The organism is Brevibacillus schisleri (assembly GCF_055685845.1).
Genome location: NZ_JBVNDM010000001.1, coordinates 4,247,951 through 4,270,348 on the forward strand (window position 1 = coordinate 4,247,951; position 22,398 = coordinate 4,270,348).

Sequence of the window (22,398 nt, forward strand, 5' to 3'; positions counted from 1 at the left end):
ACCACCGCTACCCTCTTCGCAAACCAAGGTCTAACGGCCGGATAGGAACCTGGGGGGAATAAATTACGGCGTGTAGCGGCGTATCAAAAATAGTGTAGCAGGACAGGACATCGGTGTCCCCAATCAGCACAATCGACGACTGAGAAACCCCACCAAAGCTGAAATCACCGACGTCTATTTTTTTATTCGTCACCTTCATATTCATGGAACTTTTTCTCCTTTTCCTAAAACTCGCCTATGCATACAGCGTATGCTGCTCGCACTGGTTCGGTCGCAAAAACAGGTATGAACACCCAATGGCCTACGACATACAATACAGAGAGGATCTCTCCCAAAAGGATGTGCCGAACATGCCAGCATTCGTTGGAGTCATCAATGTAAACAACGTGAGCGGCGTTTTCAATGTCGGAGACGTCCGTAAAATCGCACCTACCAGCTACACCAAAACCTTCGCGGGTGGAGGATCATTTAATTCCGGTACGAATTTGTCCTTCAAAATTCCACGTAGCGTCGTCTACGTCAATGATCAATCGGATAATGACATTCCTCTTTTTGTAGAAGAAACGAATGATTTCCGGGCAAAGGGACGAGATTTCGCATGAACTTTTTTGTCACGCAGCATATCATAATCAACTCACTTAAGATCGATGGCATTACCAACTCCTCTGTGTGCCAGATCGGAAGTGCAGGTATTATCAAGCCATTATCCAAGCTTTACAATACGGGGGGATTCTCAGAACCAGCACCACCAGCGGGTCCTCTTCCAGAAGCTGTTTCGGAGGAGTTCGTTCCACTTGTCCCGTTGGTAGCGCCGTCACGCATTACCCCGCGTATGACCTTACGGCGTCGTTAAATACGCTTTATGCTGGCTGAAGAAGGATGGTCGTCATGTACATGGAACACGAAATGATGCAATATATTCAACAGTTACATGACTATATACAATCGCAAAACAAAAAGATCGAACATATGAGGCAGATGCTTGAACAACTGCAACAAGATGTCAATGACCTCAAGGAAAGGCAGATCCCTTCCGTCATTAGAAATGAATACAAATTCGACTTGCTCAAGGTTGAACGTCTCGAAGGGACTCTCAATATCGGATTAAATCCAAAAGGAAATGATTCTGGGATCGGTGATTTCTCCATCAATCAGTCAATGGACATCCCTGATCCTCACCAAACCAGCGCTCCTCTTTTTGACCGTGTACAAAATGAGATTTATCAATATTTGGAGGGCGATGCCTACCTCGTTTTAGAAAAAATTGAAACGGAGTGCAATTACCCACTTGACCAAAATTATCGAGCGTTTATTTTAGATGATATTAAAAAGCAGATTGACCAACGCATCAAGCATTACCTAAACGATCTTCCTACTGATGAACTGGAACCGGAGCAGCACGACATTTTCGTGCAAACGATCGTTCAAAAAGTGAAACGCGATATTGATAAAACATGCGAAACGTTTGTAAAAAATTTGCCGCGTGAGGTGAACGAACCTTGATCATGTATCAGGTGATTAACGAAGCCATTTGCGTGAAGCGAGTCACCATTGAAGCTCTCTCCTCTGCCGCGTCTTTATTTATCGGGGACACCCAGACGGTAAACCTCCGATCGATTTATGAAACGCCGCCTGAAAAAATGATTGTAGGTGCCACTATTCCCGTTGATACGGCAATTCCTGCTCCGTAAGGACGTTGGTCACCATGTGTCGGAGAACCAGTCATATCCACAAAGTAGATGTCCTCTCAGTAGATGCCTCATCGGTTCTGCAAATAGGTGATTCCCAGTGCCTTGATGCTATTTCCAATATTTTGGCGGTCCAGCGTGAAAAGGCCATCTTTTACGAAAACGAATTTATGTTCGAGGATTACTCTGCCTTCTCCATTCCTTTAGTCGCACCCAGCCTGACTGAACCGATTTTCATCGATACGTTTCATGACTGTCCTTACATTTTCGTTCGCAATGTGCGGGTCCCTTTCTTAGCTGCTGCCTCTGTTGTCCACATCGGTTCAAACGAGTCTATTTCGTTAGAAACACGTGTGGTAAACATTCGCCACCTGTTCCGTGAAGAACCACATACTGGGGGGAGGAGATAGCCTTTGCCTTCTGTCATTGGAGCTGTCAATATCAATAACAATTCAGGTACCGTTAACTTCGGAGACACCCTCAACATATCGCCAAAAACAGCCGCCAAGACATTCTCCGGTTCAGGAGGCGGCAATACAGGTAACGTCGTAAATACGCTCAATGGCGTCAACGCAACCAATACTTTGGACTCCAATCTCGTCGATCAGCCATTGTTTGGGAACATCTAATCCTAGCAGTGTTAATGTTTTTTCATTGACACTGTTTTTATTTTGGCTAAAAACGAAATGAGAAAGGAGGCACGAGGCCCCCTGACTACAATATTTCAATATACCCTTCTGTTCCATCCACGCGAATTCGTTGTCCGTCTTTTATCAGGGTAGTAGCCTTTTCCACGCCGACAACGGCTGGTAAGCCATATTCACGCGCGATAACTGCTCCATGGGTCATCAGTCCACCGACTTCGGTGACTAGACCTTTTATCGATACAAACAACGGTGTCCAGCCAGGATCGGTAAAGGCGGTGACTAATATATCGCCATCTTCTAAATCAGCATCTTCCATGTTTAAGATGACGCGTGCTCGCCCCTCTATGACTCCGGTTGAAACAGGTATACCTACAAGCGCATTCGCTGGCAGATTTTCTCGCTTGTACTCACCAGCAATAATTTCACCATCAGACGTAATTACACGTGGGGGAGTCAGTTTTTCAAAAAACCTGTACGCGTCTTTTCGTTTGCTGATGATCTGAGCATCCAATTTGTTTGTCCGTACAGCCTCTTGAAATTCTTCAAAAGTGAGATAGAATACATCTTCTTTTTCATGAATGACCTTTGCTTGTACGAGTTGTTCGGCTTCTTTCAGTAAAGCCTGCTTATAAACGAAGTAGCGATTTATCAGGCCGTATTTTGGATATTCCCGGTATCCGCTAAAATTGCGAATGAGGTCGATCATTTGTTTGGTTTCTTTTGCTTTTTGTTCACCATCCGGTAATTGCTTCAATCGCGCTAATAGCTCTTGTTCTTTTTCCAAAGCCTCCTGTCGCCCTTGTTCGAATTTCCGCTTGCCAGCATTCGGCTCAAAGTTTTTGATGTTACCTAGAATCATGGGGACAAGCGTCATTGGTTTTTCACTCCAACGCGTTCTCGTTATATCGATTTCTCCCGAACATCGCATCCCGTATTTCGTGAGATAAGCATAGATTGCGTCTTGCGTCTCCTGTCCACCTTCGAACTGAACCAGTTCATGTAAAAAGTTATCGTCTTTTACCTGCTGTAAAAAATCAATGACTTCCGGATAAGGACGAATGACATCTGCAACCTCCATGAGTGCCAGACCCATTTCCGAAGTAATATTGTTTGGCACAGATTGAGAAAGCGTGTCGGCTACGTTTTTTTCCCCCAACCACTCGTTTATTTTTTCATTGATCCATTTTGAAGCGTTCATCGCAGCCGTAATCACACCTATGTTTTGTGGATCAAATAAAATCTTCCTTAATTGCTGGATGTCTTCCCGAATAAAATCAAATAAGTCCGGTCCTGATTTCGTTTGGATGTTATGCCTTACCTCTTCGATCGATCTTTGCGTACGCTTAATCAAATCAGAAACAATTGTCGGATCGTTTTCGAATTGTTCTTGAAAACCCCAAAACGACATGCCTTTATTGCTTTTATCGGGATTCTGTTCTATTTTGAACGATTGTATAAAATCGCCACGCTCCATGATGGTCATAAGTGCATCTTTGATAAGCGGATCGGATTGTCCCAGGGTATCTAATATGGTTTGTCTGCTGTCAGGTGAAGCCAACATTTTTGTAACATCAACAAACAATCTTCCACCTGCTTTGCTCATCGGTGCAGGAGTCGTTAACAGGAAAAAAGACAGTCCCAATGGCTTCATGGGGTCGGTCATCATTTGTTGATGGCCAACAGATACATAGACGTGATTTTCTTGATCATTCGCTTCAGGAATCGGGTATAAAGTCGTGATCGGCCGACTCTGGACAATATAAAAGGTGTCATTAACCAAACACCATTCAATATCTTGCGGGGACCCAAAATAGGCTTCGATCTGTCTTCCAATGCGTGCCAGTTGTAAAATTTGTTCATCTGCTAGTGTTTGCGTCTTTTGCTGAACAGGATCGATCTGCCGTGTCTCTGTTCCGCCTTCTTTTCGTCCATAGATAGCCAATTTTTTGGTTGCTATCCGCTTATCGACGATTTCTGCTTCCCGCACTTTATAACAATCAGCAGAAACCAGGCCAGAGACCAGTGCCTCACCAAGTCCAAAACTGGCATCGATGGATAGCAACTTCCGGTTGGATGTAATGGGATCAGCGGTAAATAAAATCCCGGAAGCCTGTGGGAAAACCATCTTTTGAACGATAACGGATAAATAAACGTGACTGTGGTCAAATCCATTTTGCATACGGTAGATGACCGCGCGATCCGTAAAGAGAGAAGCCCAGCATTTGCTGATGTGCCGCAAGATTGCTTCTTTGCCAATAATATTTAAATAGGTGTCTTGTTGACCGGCAAAAGAGGCATGTGGTAAATCTTCAGCTGTCGCACTAGAACGCACTGCATAAGCATGCTCCTCTCCAAATTGGGAGAGATAGTGAGTAACGGCTTTCACAACATCGGAAGGAATCTCTGCTTCCATAATACTTTCTCGAATCTTCCTGCTGATTTCTCCAACTTCTTCTCGGTCTTGTACTTTTAACATGGTTAGTTGATCCAACAAGGCATGATACATGTCGTTTGATTCGACCATCTTTTGATATCCCACTGTTGTCACGCAAAATCCCTCTGGTACTTGTATTCCTTGAATTTTTGATAATTCCCCTAAATGTAACCCTTTTCCGCCAACGAGCAAAAGCTGCGTCTTTTTTATTTCCTGAAAACCGAGAACCAAAGAACTCATTCAATATCTCCCCTAACCATTCAAATGAGAAAAAACATTTGACAAGAGTTCAGCAGCATGATACTATTATAATGTAAGATGCAATATTTATGACTTCATAACAAATGTTAGTCGTGATCTGATTATATCATCGCGTCTGTTTATGTGCAATAAAAAGAACCTGGCGGAAATATCCAGGTTCTTTTTTGATGTTTCGACTACACCTGCTTTTACAAGCTCGCCTTAAATGTTGTTTTTCCTTCATTCGCAGCCCTACCACGCATCAAATAGATTTCTAACAATCCGTCCTGATATTGGGCCCTCATCCCTTTTGAACTGACGGAAACCGGAAGAGCCAGCTTTCGATAAAAGGGGCCGTAGCTTCTTTCCCCTTGTGTACGAAGCCCCTGGTGCTCATTCCCCTTGATGATCCCCTTGACCTCCAACCACCGTTGCTCGGAGAGAGTAATCTCCAGACTATCGCGATCGAAGCCCGGCAGTTCACAGGAAACAATGACCATTTGCTCTAATTGGAAGATATCCGAGACTGGGGAAAAATGCGAATCGTCAGCCTGCAAGAATCGCATCGGTTTTTCCTTCGTCTTTTTTTTTCTCTTTTTCACGGGTGGTACAGTTGGTGCGGCGTCAGCGGCCGTTTTTTGTGCAGCTTGTTTATTAAGCGTCGCGATATTCTCCCAAAAGTTTGTATCCAGCACCTGCCCCATCTGGCTCAATGCTTTCCACGGATGCTCTGGGTTAAAACCGAGCTTGGACAAACTTTCGGATGCTTTTTGCAACTGCTTCATGGTCTCTTGCAGATTTTTCATCACGTACACACTCCCCTTCCCAGCAGAGGCAAGACAGTCTATGTACGATAGAATATGTGCTTTTGCCTGGGGGGTGTGCTCAAGATCATCCAGTTTACCCGATGTCAGCACTATCTGTCGCCGGTGCAGGCGGGGCCAAAATATCTGGTGGTGGCATATTACTATCCGTCGGCGCAGGATTAAGTTCGCCATTGCCATCTGGAACAGTCGGCGGTGTTGCAGGCTCCTGTGTCGGTTCTGGATTAGGTTTTGGTGTTGTCGCTGGTTTTGATGTTTTTGGCTGTTCTTTTGTCCCTGTTTTAGACTTAGAATTTGGAGCTGGCGTTCTCTTCTCCGCTTTCATTTCGACTTTTGCTACTTCTGCTACAGCTGCATCACTGAGCTGTTCGCCCGGTCCGGCTACACCCACTTCTGTTTGCAGAGCAGTTCGAACCGCTTGCATATTCTCCCTCGGCCACAAGGAATAAGGAGAACTCCAGATCGCCCCATTATTCAAAGTAACCATGTTGCTTGACGAAAAGCTGGCAAAATCGAGTGCCAATCCTTTTATTTGGTCTTTCGAGAGATCGGTTTTGATATGTTGACCAACGGTATCCAGTACAACTGTCAAACTCGATAATCCATCCATCGACATGCTCTTTTCTGCCACGGCACGAATCACCTGTTGCTGTCTGCGGTTGCGATCGAAGTCGCTGGAGTTGTAAGCGTCTCCACGTCTGTCGATGCGATGACGGACGAAGCCGAGTGCCTGTTCGCCGTTCAATACTTGCTTCCCTTTTTTCAAATTGCGGTATACCCCTTGCTTCGGCAATTCGTATACGAGATCGCGATCTACGTCAACTGTAATACCGCCTAGCTTGTCAATGACCGCTGTGAAGCCTTCGAAATCAAGCTGTACATAATGCTCAACCGAGATCCCCAGCATGTGATTCAACGTTTTTTTGAGCATCGTCATGCCATTTTCTGTGACAGGCTTCCCTTTGATTTCCGCATCTTTCCTGATATTTTCCCCTAATGCAAATACTTCATTGACCTTGTGATAGCCGGGATAGCCTGGGATTTGAACGCGGGTATCACGTGGCAACGAAACCATGCTCAGCTTTTGCGTAACCGGATTGGCGACTGCAACGATAAGGACATCTGTGTTCAACATGCCGATGTTTTTGCGCGTATCCACCCCGACGATGACAAAAGCGATTGATTTCTTTTGCTCGTACGGCTTCTCTACAGCGGGTTGATCCGGCAGCTTGTAAGGGTCTACTGTTACGACGTCCAGGGTCTTGTCTAACTTGTTGAGGGTGAGGCCTGCTCCTACGACCAACAAACAGAGGAATAAGCAACCCGCCAAGAGCAGATACATCCGCTTGCTTCGCTGGCCACGCTTCATCCGTTTACGCGGCTGTTTTGCAGGAGCTTGAGGCTTGTCATTCTTGGCTTGCACGTTCGGTTCACTCCTTTTCGTATCACGGGGTCCATAGTGCTTTGGGCTTTTCATTTTTCAATATATTCTGGAAAACTTTCGTCTCATTTTACCACAATCTTCCGTTAAAATGTAGAATCCTGCCGATTCAACTCGAGCGGTTTTCCCTCTGAGTTCTTGCACTTGCGAATCGAAACAGGTAGTCTAAAACTGAGGAAAATCGGATAGATGAATAAGGGAATCGGAGGGACTTGAGAGTGGAACACATACAGGTGCTGATCGCGGGTGGCGGCATCGCAGGGTTGTCCGCAGCAATATGGTGCCAACGATTAGGTCTTTCTTGTCTTCTTATCGAAAAAACGGATAGACTTGGCGGCCAACTGCATCACATTTACAACGAGATTACCGACTTTCCGCCCCTTGTATATGACCAGGGAGCTGCCCTTGTAAAGGTACTGATCGAGCATCCTTTCATTCAGCAGCAAAACATACGATTCAACGAGACCATTCTTTCCATTGATCAGGAAACGAAACAGGTGACCACTTCGAAATCCGTTTATCGTGTCGACTATTTACTCATCGCTACAGGCGTTGATTGGAATGAAATCCCTGCCCTAGCTGGTTGTCCGAGCGTCCTGTCGCCTTGGTTTTCTACAACTGCCCAAGCGCACACCATCGCCGGGCAAGATATCACCGTGATTGGCGGAGGAGATCGTGCATTAGAGAGTGCTGCGAATTTGAGTTTGCATGCCCGACAGGTCTATCTGTTGGTTCGGAGCAATAAGTGGCGAGCTCGGCCGGAGTGGCAAAAGAAAATCACAGGCCTCCCCAACATTCAAGTCCTGTGGGAAACACAAGTTAGCGACTATCAGGACGAAGAGGCACGGACTGTTTTGTCACTCACCTCTAGTCGAGAAGGTAATCCGGAGACGATCGTAGTCGATTGGATTTTGCCACGAATTGGCGTTCATGGAAACACAGCTGGTCTCAAAGGCTTGGACACGTTTGGCGATGAGTATTTGCAAACCGATTCGTATCACCGAGTCAATTCTCCATGGATATACGCTATCGGAGACGTGAGCAACGGTGCCGCTTATGCGAGTTTGTCTCTAGCAGTTGGTCAAGCGATGAAGGCGGTCAAACATCTTTCCTTGCAAATCCAAAACACCAAATCAATGAGCCTGTAGAAGGAGAGCATTGCATGTACGCTTTTAACGACGATTTCGGCTTACCTGTCAAGCTAACCTTTTCCCCAGAAGAATATCGTAACCACCAAGCCGGTCACGTGCTGATCTTTGCTTTTTATCAAGGTAAGCTGTTATTTACGCGCCATCGTAAACGGGGTGTGGAGCTACCAGGGGGAAAAGTAGAACCGGGTGAAAGCAGCCTGGCAGCGGCAGTGCGTGAGGTCTATGAAGAAACTGGCGCCATTCTGGAAGGGATTGAGCGCATTGGACAGTACACCATCGACGACTCGATGCGAAAAGACATTTATATCGCCAAGGTAGCGCAATATACAAACCAGCCAAGTGGCTCCGATGTGCTTGCCACTATTGTGTTTGCGGATATCCCGCGGGATGTAAAAGGCAATCAGGAGTTTAGTCGCATTCTACAAGATGATGTGTATCCGCTCGCGCTCGAACGAGCTTTGCGTCATCCGTTCGCTGAGTCCTAGCCATCATAAACAGGCTCGTCCCTGCCGCTCTCCGACATTGTATTCGGTGAGACTGACCGGCAGAGACAGCCTGTTTATTGTTTTTCCTTTTCCTTCTTTCCCGACAACACACGCTTGACGAGCTCATTTGGATCAAAACCATACCTTTCGATGGCTCTCTCACGTTGTTCCTCATGTACCGTTTCCGGTTCAATTCCCAATACCTCTGATAGTTGCCGCCACGCTTTCGTCTCGCTGTCTTTTGTCCCCTTTCCTTGCTGCTCGACCTGCTTGGGCTTCAAGAAAAAGATCGCAACTACTGCGAAAACGAGCGATAAACCTGCGATTGATAGAAACATGACCGTTCGGGAAATTCCGAGCAACCAGGTAAAAATAGGCGGGCCAATCGCAACACCGATAAAACGGACACCGCTATACAAAGAAGTAATCATGCCCCGCTCTGTTTTTTGTACGGCCCCAACAATCATGGAGTTCAAGCACGGTAAAATCATCCCCGTCCCCACGCTGCCGATGACCAAAATACCAATCAGGATATAAGCCCCTTGGACAAAGCTGGCCAGAATGTAAGACGTAGCCAACAAAAACATGCCGATTATCACAAACAGACGCATCAGCTTCAGCTTCTTTTTAATGATGATTCCTGTCACGTATGCGGCTATACTCATTACGAGCAAGGGAATCGCCAAAAAGAAGCCTTTGATGACACCATCAATCTTGTATTTTTCCTCCAATAAATCAGAGAGGTAAAACAGTACACCAAACAACGTGAACAAGCAGATGCTCCCTATAAAAAACGCGGGGACAAGCCATTTTCCATGCTGCTTAAACACTTGCGCGATCGAATGCATGTACTGCTTGACGGGGAGCGGCTTCTTTTCCTGTTTCTTTTCCTTGGTCAAAAATAAAAACATCAGGAGGACGACCCCACAAATAATCGGAAAAGCTAAAAAGACCATGTACCAAGAAATGAGAGCTAGCAAAGAGCCAAAAATCGGACTTAATACTTTTCCCATCCCATTGGATGTCTCCAAGAGCCCCAATGCCCTACTCTCCGATGCGCCATCGAACAGATCCCCTACCAATGCCATCGCGATGGGGGCTGTTCCGGCGGCACCGATCCCCTGCAGGACACGCCCTCCCATGATGGCCATATAAGGTTGATCGATCCACAACGCAGCAAGCCCTGCGACCAAACCACCCAAACCATACAGGGCAAGGGAGAGGATAATGACAATTTTTCTCCCAAATCGATCCGACAAATAGCCGGCAAAAGGGATAACCATACCTGCTGCAATCGAAAAAGCGGTGATCAACAAGCTCGACTGTAAAGAAGTGAGCTTCATTTCCGTTTTCATTGTAGGCAGTACAGGGATCAGCATCGAGTTGCCCAGCACCATAACTAATGGAACCCCGACAAGCCCAATTAGGTTTTTCGCATTTTGTGCCATACGAAACTCCTTGTCTTACGCATAAGCGCTACCGTCCCAGCGCAACGCGTTAATAATCTCCCAGTCAGGCTCAATGCCTATTCCCACGCCACTGGGTAGCGTCACTTCGCCATTTATGGGTCGCAGCGGAAACAATTGTGTAAAGGGGTTCTCCATCACGTCCCATTCGACAGGCTCAATTGGATGGCTATCCATTTTGGTCCATGCTAATAAGCAAGCTTGTGCAAATAACGTATACAATCGTGCCAGCGAGCCATCAAAGGAATGCGGAGATACGCGATAACCAAACTGACGGGCTATTTGCAAATGTGTTCGATAATCGTCAATGCCTCCCGTATGCATCAGGTCAGGCTGTGCAATATCGATAGCCCCCTCCTTATACAAGGGCAAAAACTGTGTGCAACGGATCAAGTTTTCTCCGCCAGCAAGCGGAATGGATAATGAGGCACGAAGCTTGACATATTCGTTTGTACGCTCCATAGGCATCGGCTCCTCTAGCCAAAGCCAATTGCCATAACGGGAAAAAAGCCCTGCCCACTTCCTTGCAGTCGCACAGTCGTAGCTCTGATTGGCATCTACTGCTACTTGAACTTTTTCGGGAAGCATATTCATCAGTTTTTCAATGTGCGTCTGATCCTCTTGAACAGAGCGCCCGCCAATCTTTACTTTCACCATCTTGAAACCATCGTCGACTTGCTTGCTGACTTGCTTCCATGACTGTTGCATCCAGTCTTCTGTTTCACGGTAGGATTGGAGGGAGGCATATACCGGGATACCAGAATGAATCTGCCCTCCCCACAGTTGGCACACAGATACCCCCGCCGCTTTCGCCAAAATTTCCGTAAAGGCCATACTAACACCTGAAGCCGATCGCTGATGCCACTTTCCTATGACATCGATAATAGCTACTCTGTCATCCACCTGCTTCCCCAGCAAGTACGGAATGATGCGCTCACAAAAGCCCTTGTGGAGCGTCGGCAGCCAATCAATAATTTCTCCCCAGCCATCTATTCCAGCCCGTGTGATAATCCGAATGAGATAACTCGTTCGATAACGCTTATACCCATTCGCATCACCGTAAGCTTGCGATAGACGATGAAGAAGCGGATACGTTTCCACGCGCTCAATTTGCAGGTCTGCGATCGCTACCTGATCACGAATAGTCATCCATGCCCTCTCGCTCTGCTTGCTCTCCCTCATAATCGTCATAGGAGAGGAAGTTTCCTTTTCCTTCTCCTTTTCTCATGTACTCCTCATACGTCCCACTTCTCATAAAATGCACACTGTCCGGACCGTGATAGCCCTGAATATCGGTATAACCGATCTCCTCTACGGCTTCCACAAAGCCATCCGGCTCATTGCTCTCGATATACATTTCGTCGTAATCCGTTTTGTCGGGACCCTGGTACGAAAAAGGCGTGCTGGATGTCCCCCATGACTCGACAATTTGCCAAGCATCCTCACCGTCGAATCCGTTCTGTCCTTCTTTTTCATCCAAAGACGTACGTCCGAATGGTGGCTGCAAAAACTCCTCCTCAATCGGACGCGACTCATTGACTATTGGCGCTGGTGCGTGCTCCTTGCACGTTTGTGACTGTGGTAATGCTTCCAGTCGCTCCACAGGTATTTGCTCTCCACAGACCGTACACAGGCCGTAGGTGCCTTCCTCCATACGCTGTAGCGCTTGATCAATCTCTTTTAACGTCTCACGATCGAGACTGTCTAGAGCCAAATCTTTTTCCCGTTCAAACATCTCGCTGCCGATATCTGCCGGATGATTATCGTACATGGAGAACTCCTGCAAAGAGGTTGTCATCGGTTCTCTCATGCCATAATGGTCCTGTACGCGGTCTTCCAGTTCTTTTTTCTGTTCCAGCAGCTTTTCCCGGAAGCTGGCCACCATCTTTTGGTCCACGCTGTACACCACCTTTGTTTGGTTTCCTCAACAGGTAGTATGTCTTGGTCCCGAAGGAAATATGACCAGCAAAAAACCTGCCACCCCCAAAAGGAATGACAGGTTGATCAACCAATTTTTATTCTGTTACATGTGCGTAATGTTGTTCGACGATATCAGCACAACGTACGCAGAGTGACGCGTGCGACTCGCGAGTGCCAACATCAGGTTTTACTACGCGGCAACGCTCGCATTTTCCACCGTCTGCGGCAGAGACCACAGCAGCAATTCCTTCGAGTTGTACTGCTTCTGCCGGAGCAGACCCGCTGTGTACATCCACGTGAGCCACGATGAACAGGTCAGCGAGATCGTCCATTGCTGCCAATGTTTTCGCAACTTCTTCCGTTTGTGGGTACAGAGCCAGCTTCGCATCAACGGAGTTACCGAACACCTTGTTGCGGCGCGCTTCTTCCATGGCTTTGAGAACCTCGTCACGGATCGCTAGGAACGCATCCCATTTGCTCTCTGCTTCTGCAGCAAAGCTGAGATGTTGTTCGTCGCCTTCTGGCATATCTGTCAACTGCACACTCTTCTCTTCCACGCCTGGAATAAACGCCCACACCTCGTCGGCTGTATGCGGCAAGAGTGGAGCAACCAGCTTCACCAGACTGAGCAAGCAATCGTACATCACTGTCTGTGCAGCACGTCGTTTCAGACTGTCTGGTGCTTCTACATACAGGCGATCCTTGCAAATATCCAGATAGAACGCGGACAAATCAATCACGCAGAAGTTGTGAACCGCATGGAAAACGGTATGGAATTGATATTCATCGTACGCTTTGCGTGTACGCTTCGCGACTTTTGCCGCTTTCGCCAGAACATAACGATCTAGCTCTCCCAGCTCTTCGTACGCTACGCGGTCTGTTGCTGGATTAAATCCATCCAGGTTACCCAACAGGAAGCGGAACGTATTGCGGATTTTGCGGTACACCTCAGCGATCTGGTTTAGAATCGCATCGGAAATGCGAACATCAGCCTGATAATCAACAGAAGCTACCCACAGACGCAAGATATCTGCGCCCATCTTGTCAATCACTTGTTGTGGCACGATGACGTTACCAAGGGATTTGGACATTTTGCGTCCTTCCCCATCCAATGCAAAGCCGTGGCTCAGGACGGATTTGTAAGGAGCTGTGCCATACACGGCAACCCCTGTCGAGAGAGAAGAGTTGAACCAGCCACGATACTGGTCAGAGCCTTCCAGATACATGTCAGCTGGCCAAGCAATGCCTCTTTCGCGCAAAACAGCCTGGTGGCTGGAACCGGAGTCGAACCAAACGTCCATAATATCCGTTTCTTTGCGGAAGTCGTTGCAATTGCATTTGGTGCAAGAAAGCCCTTCTGGAACGAGCTCATTTGCTTCACGGGAGAACCATACTTTCGATCCTTCTTTGCGGAACAGATCAGCAACATGGTTGATCGTCGTGTCGTTAATGATCGGTTCGTTACATGCTTTGCAATAGAAGATTGGAATCGGTACACCCCATACACGCTGACGGGAAATGCACCAGTCGCCACGATCCGCAATCATGTTAGCCAGACGAGTTTCTCCCCAATGCGGAATCCATTTTACATTTTTAATCGCTTCGAGCATCTGCGTACGGAATCCGTCGATCGATGCGAACCATTGCTCTGTCGCGCGATAAATAACCGGTTTTTTCGTACGCCAGTCATGTGGGTAAGAGTGCGTGAAGAAACTGAGCTTCAAGAGTGCTCCGTTTTCTTTCAGCTTTTCGGTAACCACTTTGTTGGCATCTTCATAGAACAGACCTTCAAAGCCTGGTGCTTCATTGGTCATTTTACCTTCGTGATCTACCGGGCAAAGCACACCCAAATTGTATTTTTGACCAACGTTAAAGTCATCTTCCCCGTGTCCTGGAGCAGTATGAACGCAACCAGTACCTGCATCCAAGGTTACGTGCTCACCCAGGATGAGTGGGGACTTGCGATCGTAGAATGGATGCTGAGTTTCTACACCTTCCAGCTCTTGACCTTTAAAGGTCGCAAGAATCTCTACGCCTTCCCAGCCAATTTCTTTGCTCGCAGCTTCAATCAGACCGTTAGCTACCAGGAACTTGCGGCCATCTACCTTCACGACGTTGTACTCGAGTTCAGGGTGCAAGCTGATCGCGAGGTTTGCGGGCAATGTCCACGGAGTCGTTGTCCAGATCACGACGCCTGTTTCTGTGTCCAGCTTGCCTTTTCCATCTGCTACTTGGAAGCTAACGTAAATAGAAGGGGAACGCTTGTCTTTGTATTCGATTTCTGCGTCAGCCAGAGCCGTCTCAGAAGACGGAGACCAGTATACGCAGCGCAGACCTTTGTAAATATAACCCTTCTTCGCCATTTCACCAAATACGCGAATTTGGTTGGCTTCATACTCAGGCAGGAGTGTTACATAAGGGTTTTCCCAATCTCCGCGAACGCCCAGACGCTTGAATTGGTCGCGTTGCTTGTCGATATAGGACCAAGCATATTCTTCACAGCGCTGGCGGAAATCGTTCACTTCGATGCTACGACGATCCAGCCCTTGTGCATTAATAATCGCTTGCTCAATCGGCAAACCATGTGTATCCCAGCCTGGGATGTACGGCGCATAAAAGCCTGCCATGGATTTATAGCGAACGATGAAGTCCTTGAGGATCTTGTTCAGTGCGTGACCGATATGAATGTCTCCATTCGCATATGGAGGGCCATCATGCAAGACAAAAGACGGGCGGTCTTTTGTTCGATCCAACACTTGTTGGTAAATATTTTGCTCTTCCCATACCGCTTGCATCTGTGGCTCGCGGCTTGGCAAATTTCCACGCATAGGGAAATCGGTTTTTGGTAGCGCTAAAGTTTTGCTGTAATCCATGGCCTGATTCACTCCTTAAATAAATAAAAGCCTTCACTCATCCCCTAAAAGGGACGAGAGAAAGCTCCCGTGGTACCACCCTGATTGAACAAACCCCTACGACAAATAAACCTGCATCGGATTCGTTCCACTCATTCATTCGTAACGGGAATGACGCGCTCACTTACTCACCTGTGCAACCATCAAGGTTCTCCGGTTTTCGGATATTGAACTCCCGGGTGATTTTCTGCGAAAGCAACTGGCCGGGTTTTCACCTTTTCCCGACTCTCTAGGCAGTGCTGGCTCACGTACTCTTCCCGTTCATCGTCTATGATTTGTGCTTTATTTCGAAAAAGTTGTCTTTCATTATAATACCATCATTGCTCGAACGTCAATGATTTATTCAACTGTTACAGGCGAATCAACTTGTGGCTGTTCAATGCTGTCCCAGTCGCCATTCTCCAGCATTTCCAACTGTGCTTCCAAAAGCGTACGAAAGCGCATACGGTAAACCGAAGCACGTTTTTTTAATTCTTCGATTTCGATTGCGATTTTGCGCGACTTCGCCAATGCTTCATTGACGATTCGGTCTGCATTTTTCTCGGCTTCTTTCAAGATGAGCTGCGCTTCCTTGCGGGCATTCGACTTCACGTCCTCCGCTGTCTCCTGCGCCACCAAAATCGACTTGCTCAAATTTTCTTCCAAACTCTTATAGTAATCTACGCGCTCATTTAGAATGGCTACGCGCTCTTCCTGTTCTTTTTTCTCTTTTATCAAGAGCTCAAAATCTTTGATCACCTGATCGAGAAATTCGTTCACTTCGTCAATATTATACCCACGAAAGCCTGTGCTGAATTCCTTATTGTGTATATCCAACGGCGTTAATGGCACATGAACCCCCCACTTTTCCCGATAATTCGTCTTCAATCATTTCGACAGGATTAGCAGTGTTTCCTGCCGTATTTTACAATTTTTTGAGCCTTGGTCCATCTTATGTAACCAGTCCGACAATCATTCGAATTCGTCCACTGCGTGTTGGACCTGCTACCTCAAGAATTTTGAACCGACCAGAGCCTGCAAGAGATACCATATCCCCCATCTGGAGTTGATAAGACGGGTCTTCGATTACTTTCCAGTTGATTTTTACTTTTCCCGCTCGGATTGGCACCAGGGCTTTTGCGCGAGACATATTATGTACTTCTCCAATGATCGCGTCAATTCGACCTGATGGCACAGTGATCATTTTTTCTACAAACTTGGGTGCAGGCGGTGTGAACGCCTCCCATGCTACCCGCTCAAACTGAACAGATGTCCGGTGAATTTGCGTCACCTGCGCACAGACAAAATCAGCTACTTCCTCTGCTACAATCGCATAGCTGCCCGCTGAATCTGTCAGCATATCTCCGAATTTCTCCCGCTTCATCCCGACACCCAGCATCGCCCCCATCACATCTCGATGCTCCAGCACATGAAAGCGCTGATCTGCCTTGATTGCCAATAAGGTAAGGCGATAATCATCAGGTTCGACGGGGAGGTACTCCGGATGGATGATAATACGAACTCGCTCAGCACCCTCGTACCCTCCATATGGAGAAACCTTCACATCTCTTACTTGAGTGGATAGACTCTGAAAAATCAGCAACTGCCTCGGGTCTACAAAATCAGTAAGGCGCATGGCCTGCTTCCGCTCTACTTGCGTCAGCATTTCCAGCGCCCGTTCAACAAAGGGACGTTCTTCTTTTGAGAAATGGTCAAATATGCTCATCGTTTCACTCGCCTAGAACATGATTTGGTCCAAAATGGCGTACAGGCCAGATTGGGCAAGACGCAGGGCAATCAATGCGACAATCGGGGAGATATCGATGAAGCCGAGCGGTGGGATAAATCGGCGAAATGGCGCCAAATAAGGTTCAACCAGTTTTTCCAGTAACTGACCGATGCCTGTACCTCTCATTTGAGGAACCCATGACATTAAAATGTAAGCAATAATCATGTATTGATATACCGTAAAGGCAAAATTTAAAATCGAAATGACAGCAGTCATTAGCTCACCCTTTTACATTCGTCTTAAATGGCTACTCTTCCAACACACTGGAGATCGTACCCTGAATATCTACATGGTCAGGTGTGCACACGAAGATCGTGTCTCCGACCTTTTGGATATCGCCGTTTAATGCATATACCGTCCCGCTCAAAAAGTCGATAATTCTCTTGGCTTGGTCTTTTTCCACGCGATGAAGATTGACCACAACAGGTCTACGATGACGCAGGTTGTCAGCGATATCCTGTGCGTCGCTGTAATGACGGGGTTCACAGAGAATCAAACGGATTCCCTCCTTTTCCCGTGCTTGAAACGGTACTACGTTGTTAGCTCGACTGATCGCTGGCTGGCGTTTGTGCGAGGACTCTTGCTCTTCTCTTTCCTCTTCCACCGTTGTTGTCTCTTCGATGTATTCCTCGTTTTCTAACCCCAGAAACCCCATCAATTTATTCATAACACCCATACTCTTCCTCCTCTCTTACTCCGTGGTTTGGTCTGCTTTCCTTTACTCCGGCTTGACCAATACCGATCCTAAACGAATATATGTAGCTCCCTCTTCAATGGCCACTTCAAAATCACTTGACATGCCCATGGACAGTTCTTCCACCTGTGCGTGCGGGAATGCCATTTCGTTAATCCGTTGCTTCCACTCATAGAGACCACGGAACACCTGTCTGGCTTCCTCTTGGTTTTCGATAACAGGCGCCATTGTCATTAATCCAACGATACTTATATGTTTCATATTACTGGTTTCGCGCAAAAAAGCCAATACGTCATTGGGACTAAGCCCAAATTTTGTCTCTTCACCGGATATATTGATCTGTAAAAAGCATTTTACGACATGATCCAGCGCTTCACCGCGTCGATTCAGCTCTTGTGCCAAAGAAAGTCGATCCAGAGAATGGATGTACGGGAATCTCCCTACGACTTCTTTTGCCTTGTTCGTCTGGAGGTGCCCGATAAAATGCCAAATTCCTTTATCACCGTGTAGCTCATGCTTGGGCAGGGCATCCTGCACGCGATTTTCCCCGATGTTCTCAACGCCTACAGCGAGCAAGTCCCCAATGGCATTTGCGTCGACATATTTGGTTACGGCAATAATTTTTACTTCCTCACGCTTGCGGTTCGCCCGATCGCAAGCAGCCTGAATTCTTGCCTCGATGGATTGCAGTCGTTCTTTTAACAGTTCTTGTTCCTTGGTCATAACGAACCCTTCCCTTTCTTCTACAGGTTTTCCTTCCAGCCGATATAGGAAGCCATGCGTCCGGTAGTTCCTTGTATCCCAGCTTCCTTGCGATGAGAGAAAAACAAGTCTGTTCTGCAGCTTGTACACCAATGCGTCGAGAAAATATTCTCGGAAGAAATTCCTGCTTCGAGCAATATCGCTGTGTTCAGCTGACGGAGGTCCAGCATATATCGATCCCCAGTGGAGGAGATCACTGCTTTTTCCCAATCGCCTGCACAAGTGCGAACCTGCGTCATGATTCGCTCATCGACTTCATAGCAACAGCCGCCAATGGATGGGCCAATTGCGACGAAAATGTCTTCTGGATTGGCCTGATAGTGCTTTGTCATTGCCTTCACCATTTCCTCGGCAATACGGCCTACTGTCCCCTTCCAGCCTGCGTGGGCAAGTCCGATGGCACCTGATTGTGGGTGTAGAAAATAGAGAGGCACACAATCTGCATAAAACGAGGTCAGCATGACTCCTTTTTCAAGGGTAAACAAACCATCTGTTGCAGATATGACGTCCTCCAGACTTTCTTTTCCCGCCCCGCCTGCTGTAACCTGACATACCTGATTCCCATGCACTTGATCGGCGCATGTCCACGCTGAAAATGACATCCCGACTTGTTCTGCCAGCTTGCGTCTATTGGCTACTACGTTCGCAGATTCATCACCCACATGCAGCCCCATATTAAAAGACCCGTACGGTTGTTCACTTTCCCCGCCTGAGCGAATAGTAAACCCCGCCACTAATCCAGGAAATTGTTGCTCCCACTCTGTTAACGATAAGATTGACTTATCCTCTACCCTGACAAATGGCTCTCTCATGTTGTCACCTTCCTCATATGGCTAATCATACCATAGCCGAAAAGAAAAGAAAGGCTATCCGTGCCTTTCTCCCTTTCACGTTAGTATTCGTCTCCGCCAGAAGTTTTCACTTCAACTTTAAGTGCTTCTTCCATCCGAACAAGAACCACATCTTTCCCGATCTTCACAATATTGCGCCAGGGAATAACATAATCGTTCCCGGCAGAAAAGAACCCGAGAAATTTTCCTGGTCCCGGTACGACGATAGCCTCTACGCGCCCGTGACGCAGATCGATCTCCAAATCTGAAATTTGCCCAAGCCGTTTCCCATCGAGAATATTTACCACTTCTTTGGTCTGGAAGTCAGAGATTTTTACCATTCTTCCTCACCTTCTTTTCTCCGTTACTTTCAGTATATGAGTCCAAATAGGAATATGTCCGCTTCTTTGCCAAAAAGTAAGGTGATTGAAATCGAACGTTTCCGCTCGTACAAAAAACCCGAACGGTACAAGACCGCCGGGTCACCTATGTCGTTTCTCATTAGGATTGAACGTGCTTTTGCATATGGGCAATTGCCGCTTTTTCTAATCGGGAGACCTGTGCCTGTGAGATACCGATTTCCTCTGCTACTTCCATCTGCGTTTTTCCTTCGTAAAAGCGCATGGATAATATCATTTTTTCTCGGTCACCTAGCCGCTGCATTCCCTCACGAAGTGCAATTTCCTCTACCCACGTGACGTCTTTGTTCTTTTCGTCACTAATCTGATCCATGACGTAAATCGGATCGCCACCATCCTGATAAATCGGTTCAAACAATGAAACCGGATCTTGGATCGCATCGAGTGCAAACACGACATCTTCTTTGGCTACGTTCAATTCCTGAGAAATCTCGATAATGGTAGGCTCTCGCGAATGTTTGTTGGTCAAATTGTCACGCACCTGCAAGGCCTTGTACGCGATGTCTCGCAAAGAGCGGGAAACACGAATCGGATTGTTGTCCCGTAAATAGCGGCGAATTTCTCCGATGATCATCGGTACGGCATACGTGGAAAACTTCACATTTTGCCCGAGATCAAAGTTGTCGATCGCTTTCATCAACCCGATGCAGCCCACTTGAAACAAGTCATCCACGAACTCTCCGCGATTGTTGAACCGTTGGATTACGCTAAGCACCAATCGCAAGTTGCCGTTGACCAGCTTCTCGCGGGCCGCCAGCTCCCCACTTTGCAGACGCTCAAACAATTCCCGCATCTCTTTGTTTGTCAACACCGGAAGCTTGGAGGTATCTACCCCGCATATCTCTACCTTATTGCGCGTCACGTCTTTCCCTCCTCGAAGCAAGAAAAAAGTCCCTAACCCGGTTGTCTTGAAAGGCCGCGTAACTGACGCGTAGCCGACCAAGAAGGTGGCAAAAACCACCATCTGTTTCGGTTTAGGAACAGTATCCCCCCAAGCTGGGAAAATATGCGTTAGACCATCTTGTTGAATTCTTTTCGCAACCGTTTTATAATTCGCTTTTCCAAACGCGAAATATACGACTGTGAGATTCCCAACAAATCCGCTACATCCTTTTGTGTCTTTTCCTCTTCTCCCGCCAAGCCGAAGCGCAGCTCCATGATAATTCTCTCGCGGTCAGACAATTTATCCAGTGCTTTTTTCAGAAGCTTTCGATCCACTTGGTCCTCGATATTTTTATAAATCGTGTCATTCTCCGTACCCAGAACATCTGAGAGCAACAGCTCATTGCCATCCCAGTCAATGTTAAGGGGTTCATCAAAAGATACCTCTGAACGAATTTTATTATTTCGGCGAAGATACATGAGGATTTCGTTTTCGATACAACGAGAAGCATACGTTGCCAGCTTGATGTTCTTGTCTGGATCAAAGGTATTCACTGCCTTGATCAAGCCGATGGTGCCGATACTAACCAAGTCCTCAATGTTAATCCCCGTGTTCTCAAACTTGCGGGCGATGTAAACGACCAGACGAAGATTGCGTTCAATCAACATACCACGGACAGCCGGATCACCGGACGGCAGTCGTCCGAGCAACAGCTCCTCTTCTTCTCTGGTCAACGGTGGAGGCAATGCTTCACTCCCGCCAATATAATAGACTTCTTCGGCGCGTACACCAAGCCAGAGCAAGATTCGGTACCAGGTCAATTGGAGTTGTAGGCGAAGTTTTACATACATGATTAGCCCTCCTGTTTGAGAATAAAGGTTGATTCCTCTGTATAAGTTTCCATCATGGCTGGGTGCACGATGGCCTGATACTTGCCATCAGCAGCCAATGGGATCGGGTTAAGCCCGATTAGCACCCGTTCTGTTTCAAAACGAATCCCGTCTTGCACGACCATGACACGGTCTGGCTTGATTGCGAGTAAAAAATCCATTCCTCTTGACACGCTGCGATACGGGATCAAGCGTACCCGAGACTGCCATTCCAGCGGCAAATGATCCCAAGATCCGTCCAGCTTCTCCCACACTCCACCGTTTTCATCGGCTTGTCGGAGAAGCGACGGCGGAAGCAAATGTGCGAACATGCGATTTTCTATAATCATGACGGGTATGCGTGTAATCGGCTCGTGGAGCTGGTTTCCTGTGTCCACAAGTCCACGGCAAATGACTTTTTCCCCTGCTAGCGTAACGACGACATCGACGAGAAAGGTTTCGATTCTTCGTGGCTCCTGGATTGCACGGTAGCTCCTTTTCCCGAGGAAAAAGATCAGGATAAAACCGATCAGGACGATCCCCAAAGTAGGCTTGAATCCGACGCCAAACCCATCATTATGCGTGACAACCAGTCCATTGACAATTTCACTCTGCGGTGCCAAAAAATACTGTAGCCCAAACACTCCCCCTCCGAACACAAATGCGACGAAGTAAAAAATGATCAAGTTTTGCGCAAAGGACAACAACCTCCTGTTCCCAAAAGCAATCCATAACATGATGACAGAAAAGAGCAGTTTGACCCACCATTGATACATGGAAGAAAACACAGGAAAAAAGAAAAAAACCAGATACACGGAGCCAAACAGAGAGGCAATTATCATTCTCCACCACACCATGCGCTCTTTGCGAAAATAAGCAGTAAACCAGAGTAACAAGGTATCAATAGCCACATTCAGGAGTAGAATGATATCAAGATACACAACCACTTGCTTTCCCCCTCATCT

General features: G+C 47.1%; 26 protein-coding genes and 1 other annotated feature. Of the genes, 8 read left to right on the forward strand and 18 right to left on the reverse strand.

The window, feature by feature from the left end:
• Positions 1 to 7 precede the first annotated feature (7 nt).
• Positions 8 to 205: a hypothetical protein gene (locus tag ACUUHJ_RS20000; protein ID WP_015892063.1), complete on the reverse strand. Its 198-nt coding sequence runs from the start codon at positions 203 to 205 to the stop codon at positions 8 to 10.
• Between the two features lie 145 nt (positions 206 to 350).
• Between ACUUHJ_RS20000 and ACUUHJ_RS20005 the strand changes: the two genes are divergently transcribed.
• From ACUUHJ_RS20005 to ACUUHJ_RS20030, 6 genes are read left to right on the forward strand one after another with little or no spacing between them, the layout of a single operon-like run.
• Positions 351 to 602, forward strand: coding sequence for a spore germination protein (locus tag ACUUHJ_RS20005; RefSeq protein WP_289673613.1), 252 nt, complete (start codon positions 351 to 353; stop codon positions 600 to 602).
• Complete coding sequence (locus ACUUHJ_RS20010; RefSeq protein WP_472299716.1) at positions 599 to 853, forward strand: spore germination protein GerPB; 255 nt, start codon at positions 599 to 601, stop codon at positions 851 to 853. Before ACUUHJ_RS20005 ends, ACUUHJ_RS20010 begins: the two co-directional genes overlap by 4 nt.
• Positions 854 to 888: 35 nt before the next feature.
• The gene (gene gerPC, locus ACUUHJ_RS20015) at positions 889 to 1,503 is read left to right on the forward strand and encodes a spore germination protein GerPC (protein WP_234124675.1); all 615 of its coding nucleotides are present in this window, start codon (positions 889 to 891) and stop codon (positions 1,501 to 1,503) included.
• Between the two features lie 2 nt (positions 1,504 to 1,505).
• Positions 1,506 to 1,691, forward strand: coding sequence for a hypothetical protein (locus ACUUHJ_RS20020; RefSeq protein ID WP_015892067.1), 186 nt, complete (start codon positions 1,506 to 1,508; stop codon positions 1,689 to 1,691).
• 14 nt (positions 1,692 to 1,705) lie between these two features.
• On the forward strand, positions 1,706 to 2,098 hold the full coding sequence (locus ACUUHJ_RS20025; RefSeq protein ID WP_472299717.1) for a spore germination protein GerPE: 393 nt from the start codon (positions 1,706 to 1,708) through the stop codon (positions 2,096 to 2,098).
• A gap of 3 nt (positions 2,099 to 2,101) precedes the next feature.
• Positions 2,102 to 2,317 carry a spore germination protein gene (locus tag ACUUHJ_RS20030; protein WP_289673616.1) on the forward strand — a complete coding sequence of 72 codons (216 nt, stop codon included), beginning with the start codon at positions 2,102 to 2,104 and terminating at the stop codon, positions 2,315 to 2,317.
• Positions 2,318 to 2,402: 85 nt separating this feature from the next.
• Here the strand turns inward: ACUUHJ_RS20030 and ppsA are convergent, their stop codons facing one another.
• From ppsA to ACUUHJ_RS20045, 3 genes are all read right to left on the reverse strand, one after another.
• A complete protein-coding gene (gene ppsA, locus ACUUHJ_RS20035) occupies positions 2,403 to 5,009 on the reverse strand; it encodes a phosphoenolpyruvate synthase (RefSeq protein ID WP_472299718.1) in 2,607 nt (868 codons plus the stop codon).
• A 209-nt stretch (positions 5,010 to 5,218) separates the two neighbouring features.
• On the reverse strand, positions 5,219 to 5,815 hold the full coding sequence (locus tag ACUUHJ_RS20040) for an Hsp20/alpha crystallin family protein (RefSeq protein ID WP_472301223.1): 597 nt from the start codon (positions 5,813 to 5,815) through the stop codon (positions 5,219 to 5,221).
• Positions 5,816 to 5,909: 94 nt separating this feature from the next.
• The gene (locus ACUUHJ_RS20045) at positions 5,910 to 7,256 is read right to left on the reverse strand and encodes an LCP family protein (protein ID WP_472299719.1); all 1,347 of its coding nucleotides are present in this window, start codon (positions 7,254 to 7,256) and stop codon (positions 5,910 to 5,912) included.
• Positions 7,257 to 7,492: 236 nt separating this feature from the next.
• Here ACUUHJ_RS20045 and ACUUHJ_RS20050 point away from each other — a divergent pair, with 236 nt between their 5' ends.
• Both ACUUHJ_RS20050 and ACUUHJ_RS20055 read left to right on the forward strand, forming a co-directional pair.
• Positions 7,493 to 8,422 (forward strand): NAD(P)/FAD-dependent oxidoreductase, encoded by a 930-nt coding sequence (locus ACUUHJ_RS20050; protein WP_472299720.1) that lies wholly within the window; start codon positions 7,493 to 7,495, stop codon positions 8,420 to 8,422.
• A 14-nt stretch (positions 8,423 to 8,436) separates the two neighbouring features.
• Positions 8,437 to 8,910, forward strand: coding sequence for an NUDIX domain-containing protein (locus tag ACUUHJ_RS20055; RefSeq protein ID WP_472299721.1), 474 nt, complete (start codon positions 8,437 to 8,439; stop codon positions 8,908 to 8,910).
• A 74-nt stretch (positions 8,911 to 8,984) separates the two neighbouring features.
• Here the strand turns inward: ACUUHJ_RS20055 and ACUUHJ_RS20060 are convergent, their stop codons facing one another.
• From ACUUHJ_RS20060 to spoIIGA, 14 genes are all read right to left on the reverse strand, one after another.
• Positions 8,985 to 10,358 carry an MFS transporter gene (locus ACUUHJ_RS20060; protein ID WP_472299722.1) on the reverse strand — a complete coding sequence of 458 codons (1,374 nt, stop codon included), beginning with the start codon at positions 10,356 to 10,358 and terminating at the stop codon, positions 8,985 to 8,987.
• 15 nt (positions 10,359 to 10,373) lie between these two features.
• Positions 10,374 to 11,525, reverse strand: coding sequence for a mandelate racemase/muconate lactonizing enzyme family protein (locus ACUUHJ_RS20065; protein ID WP_472299723.1), 1,152 nt, complete (start codon positions 11,523 to 11,525; stop codon positions 10,374 to 10,376).
• Positions 11,512 to 12,285: a TraR/DksA C4-type zinc finger protein gene (locus ACUUHJ_RS20070; protein WP_472299724.1), complete on the reverse strand. Its 774-nt coding sequence runs from the start codon at positions 12,283 to 12,285 to the stop codon at positions 11,512 to 11,514. Before ACUUHJ_RS20070 ends, ACUUHJ_RS20065 begins: the two co-directional genes overlap by 14 nt.
• Positions 12,286 to 12,391: 106 nt before the next feature.
• The gene (ileS, locus tag ACUUHJ_RS20075; protein ID WP_472299725.1) at positions 12,392 to 15,169 is read right to left on the reverse strand and encodes an isoleucine--tRNA ligase; all 2,778 of its coding nucleotides are present in this window, start codon (positions 15,167 to 15,169) and stop codon (positions 12,392 to 12,394) included.
• A 46-nt stretch (positions 15,170 to 15,215) separates the two neighbouring features.
• Positions 15,216 to 15,482: a binding site (T-box leader), on the reverse strand.
• 65 nt (positions 15,483 to 15,547) lie between these two features.
• A complete protein-coding gene (locus ACUUHJ_RS20080; protein ID WP_007717747.1) occupies positions 15,548 to 16,039 on the reverse strand; it encodes a DivIVA domain-containing protein in 492 nt (163 codons plus the stop codon).
• A 100-nt stretch (positions 16,040 to 16,139) separates the two neighbouring features.
• Positions 16,140 to 16,913 carry a YlmH family RNA-binding protein gene (locus ACUUHJ_RS20085; protein WP_472299726.1) on the reverse strand — a complete coding sequence of 258 codons (774 nt, stop codon included), beginning with the start codon at positions 16,911 to 16,913 and terminating at the stop codon, positions 16,140 to 16,142.
• Positions 16,914 to 16,925: 12 nt separating this feature from the next.
• Entirely contained in the window at positions 16,926 to 17,192 is a 267-nt protein-coding gene (locus tag ACUUHJ_RS20090) for a YggT family protein (RefSeq protein ID WP_064200553.1), read from the reverse strand.
• Positions 17,193 to 17,223: 31 nt separating this feature from the next.
• A complete protein-coding gene (locus ACUUHJ_RS20095; RefSeq protein WP_219662110.1) occupies positions 17,224 to 17,652 on the reverse strand; it encodes a cell division protein SepF in 429 nt (142 codons plus the stop codon).
• 42 nt (positions 17,653 to 17,694) lie between these two features.
• Positions 17,695 to 18,393 (reverse strand): YggS family pyridoxal phosphate-dependent enzyme, encoded by a 699-nt coding sequence (locus ACUUHJ_RS20100; RefSeq protein WP_472299727.1) that lies wholly within the window; start codon positions 18,391 to 18,393, stop codon positions 17,695 to 17,697.
• Positions 18,394 to 18,413: 20 nt separating this feature from the next.
• Entirely contained in the window at positions 18,414 to 19,244 is an 831-nt protein-coding gene (gene pgeF / locus ACUUHJ_RS20105) for a peptidoglycan editing factor PgeF (RefSeq protein WP_472299728.1), read from the reverse strand.
• 80 nt (positions 19,245 to 19,324) lie between these two features.
• A complete protein-coding gene (locus tag ACUUHJ_RS20110; RefSeq protein WP_015892085.1) occupies positions 19,325 to 19,603 on the reverse strand; it encodes a YlmC/YmxH family sporulation protein in 279 nt (92 codons plus the stop codon).
• A gap of 160 nt (positions 19,604 to 19,763) precedes the next feature.
• Positions 19,764 to 20,543 carry an RNA polymerase sporulation sigma factor SigG gene (sigG, locus tag ACUUHJ_RS20115; protein ID WP_007717728.1) on the reverse strand — a complete coding sequence of 260 codons (780 nt, stop codon included), beginning with the start codon at positions 20,541 to 20,543 and terminating at the stop codon, positions 19,764 to 19,766.
• A 149-nt stretch (positions 20,544 to 20,692) separates the two neighbouring features.
• Positions 20,693 to 21,415, reverse strand: a complete 723-nt coding sequence (gene sigE / locus ACUUHJ_RS20120; RefSeq protein ID WP_007717727.1) for an RNA polymerase sporulation sigma factor SigE — start codon at positions 21,413 to 21,415, stop codon at positions 20,693 to 20,695.
• 2 nt (positions 21,416 to 21,417) lie between these two features.
• The gene (gene spoIIGA, locus ACUUHJ_RS20125; protein ID WP_472299729.1) at positions 21,418 to 22,380 is read right to left on the reverse strand and encodes a sigma-E processing peptidase SpoIIGA; all 963 of its coding nucleotides are present in this window, start codon (positions 22,378 to 22,380) and stop codon (positions 21,418 to 21,420) included.
• Positions 22,381 to 22,398: the final 18 nt, after the last annotated feature.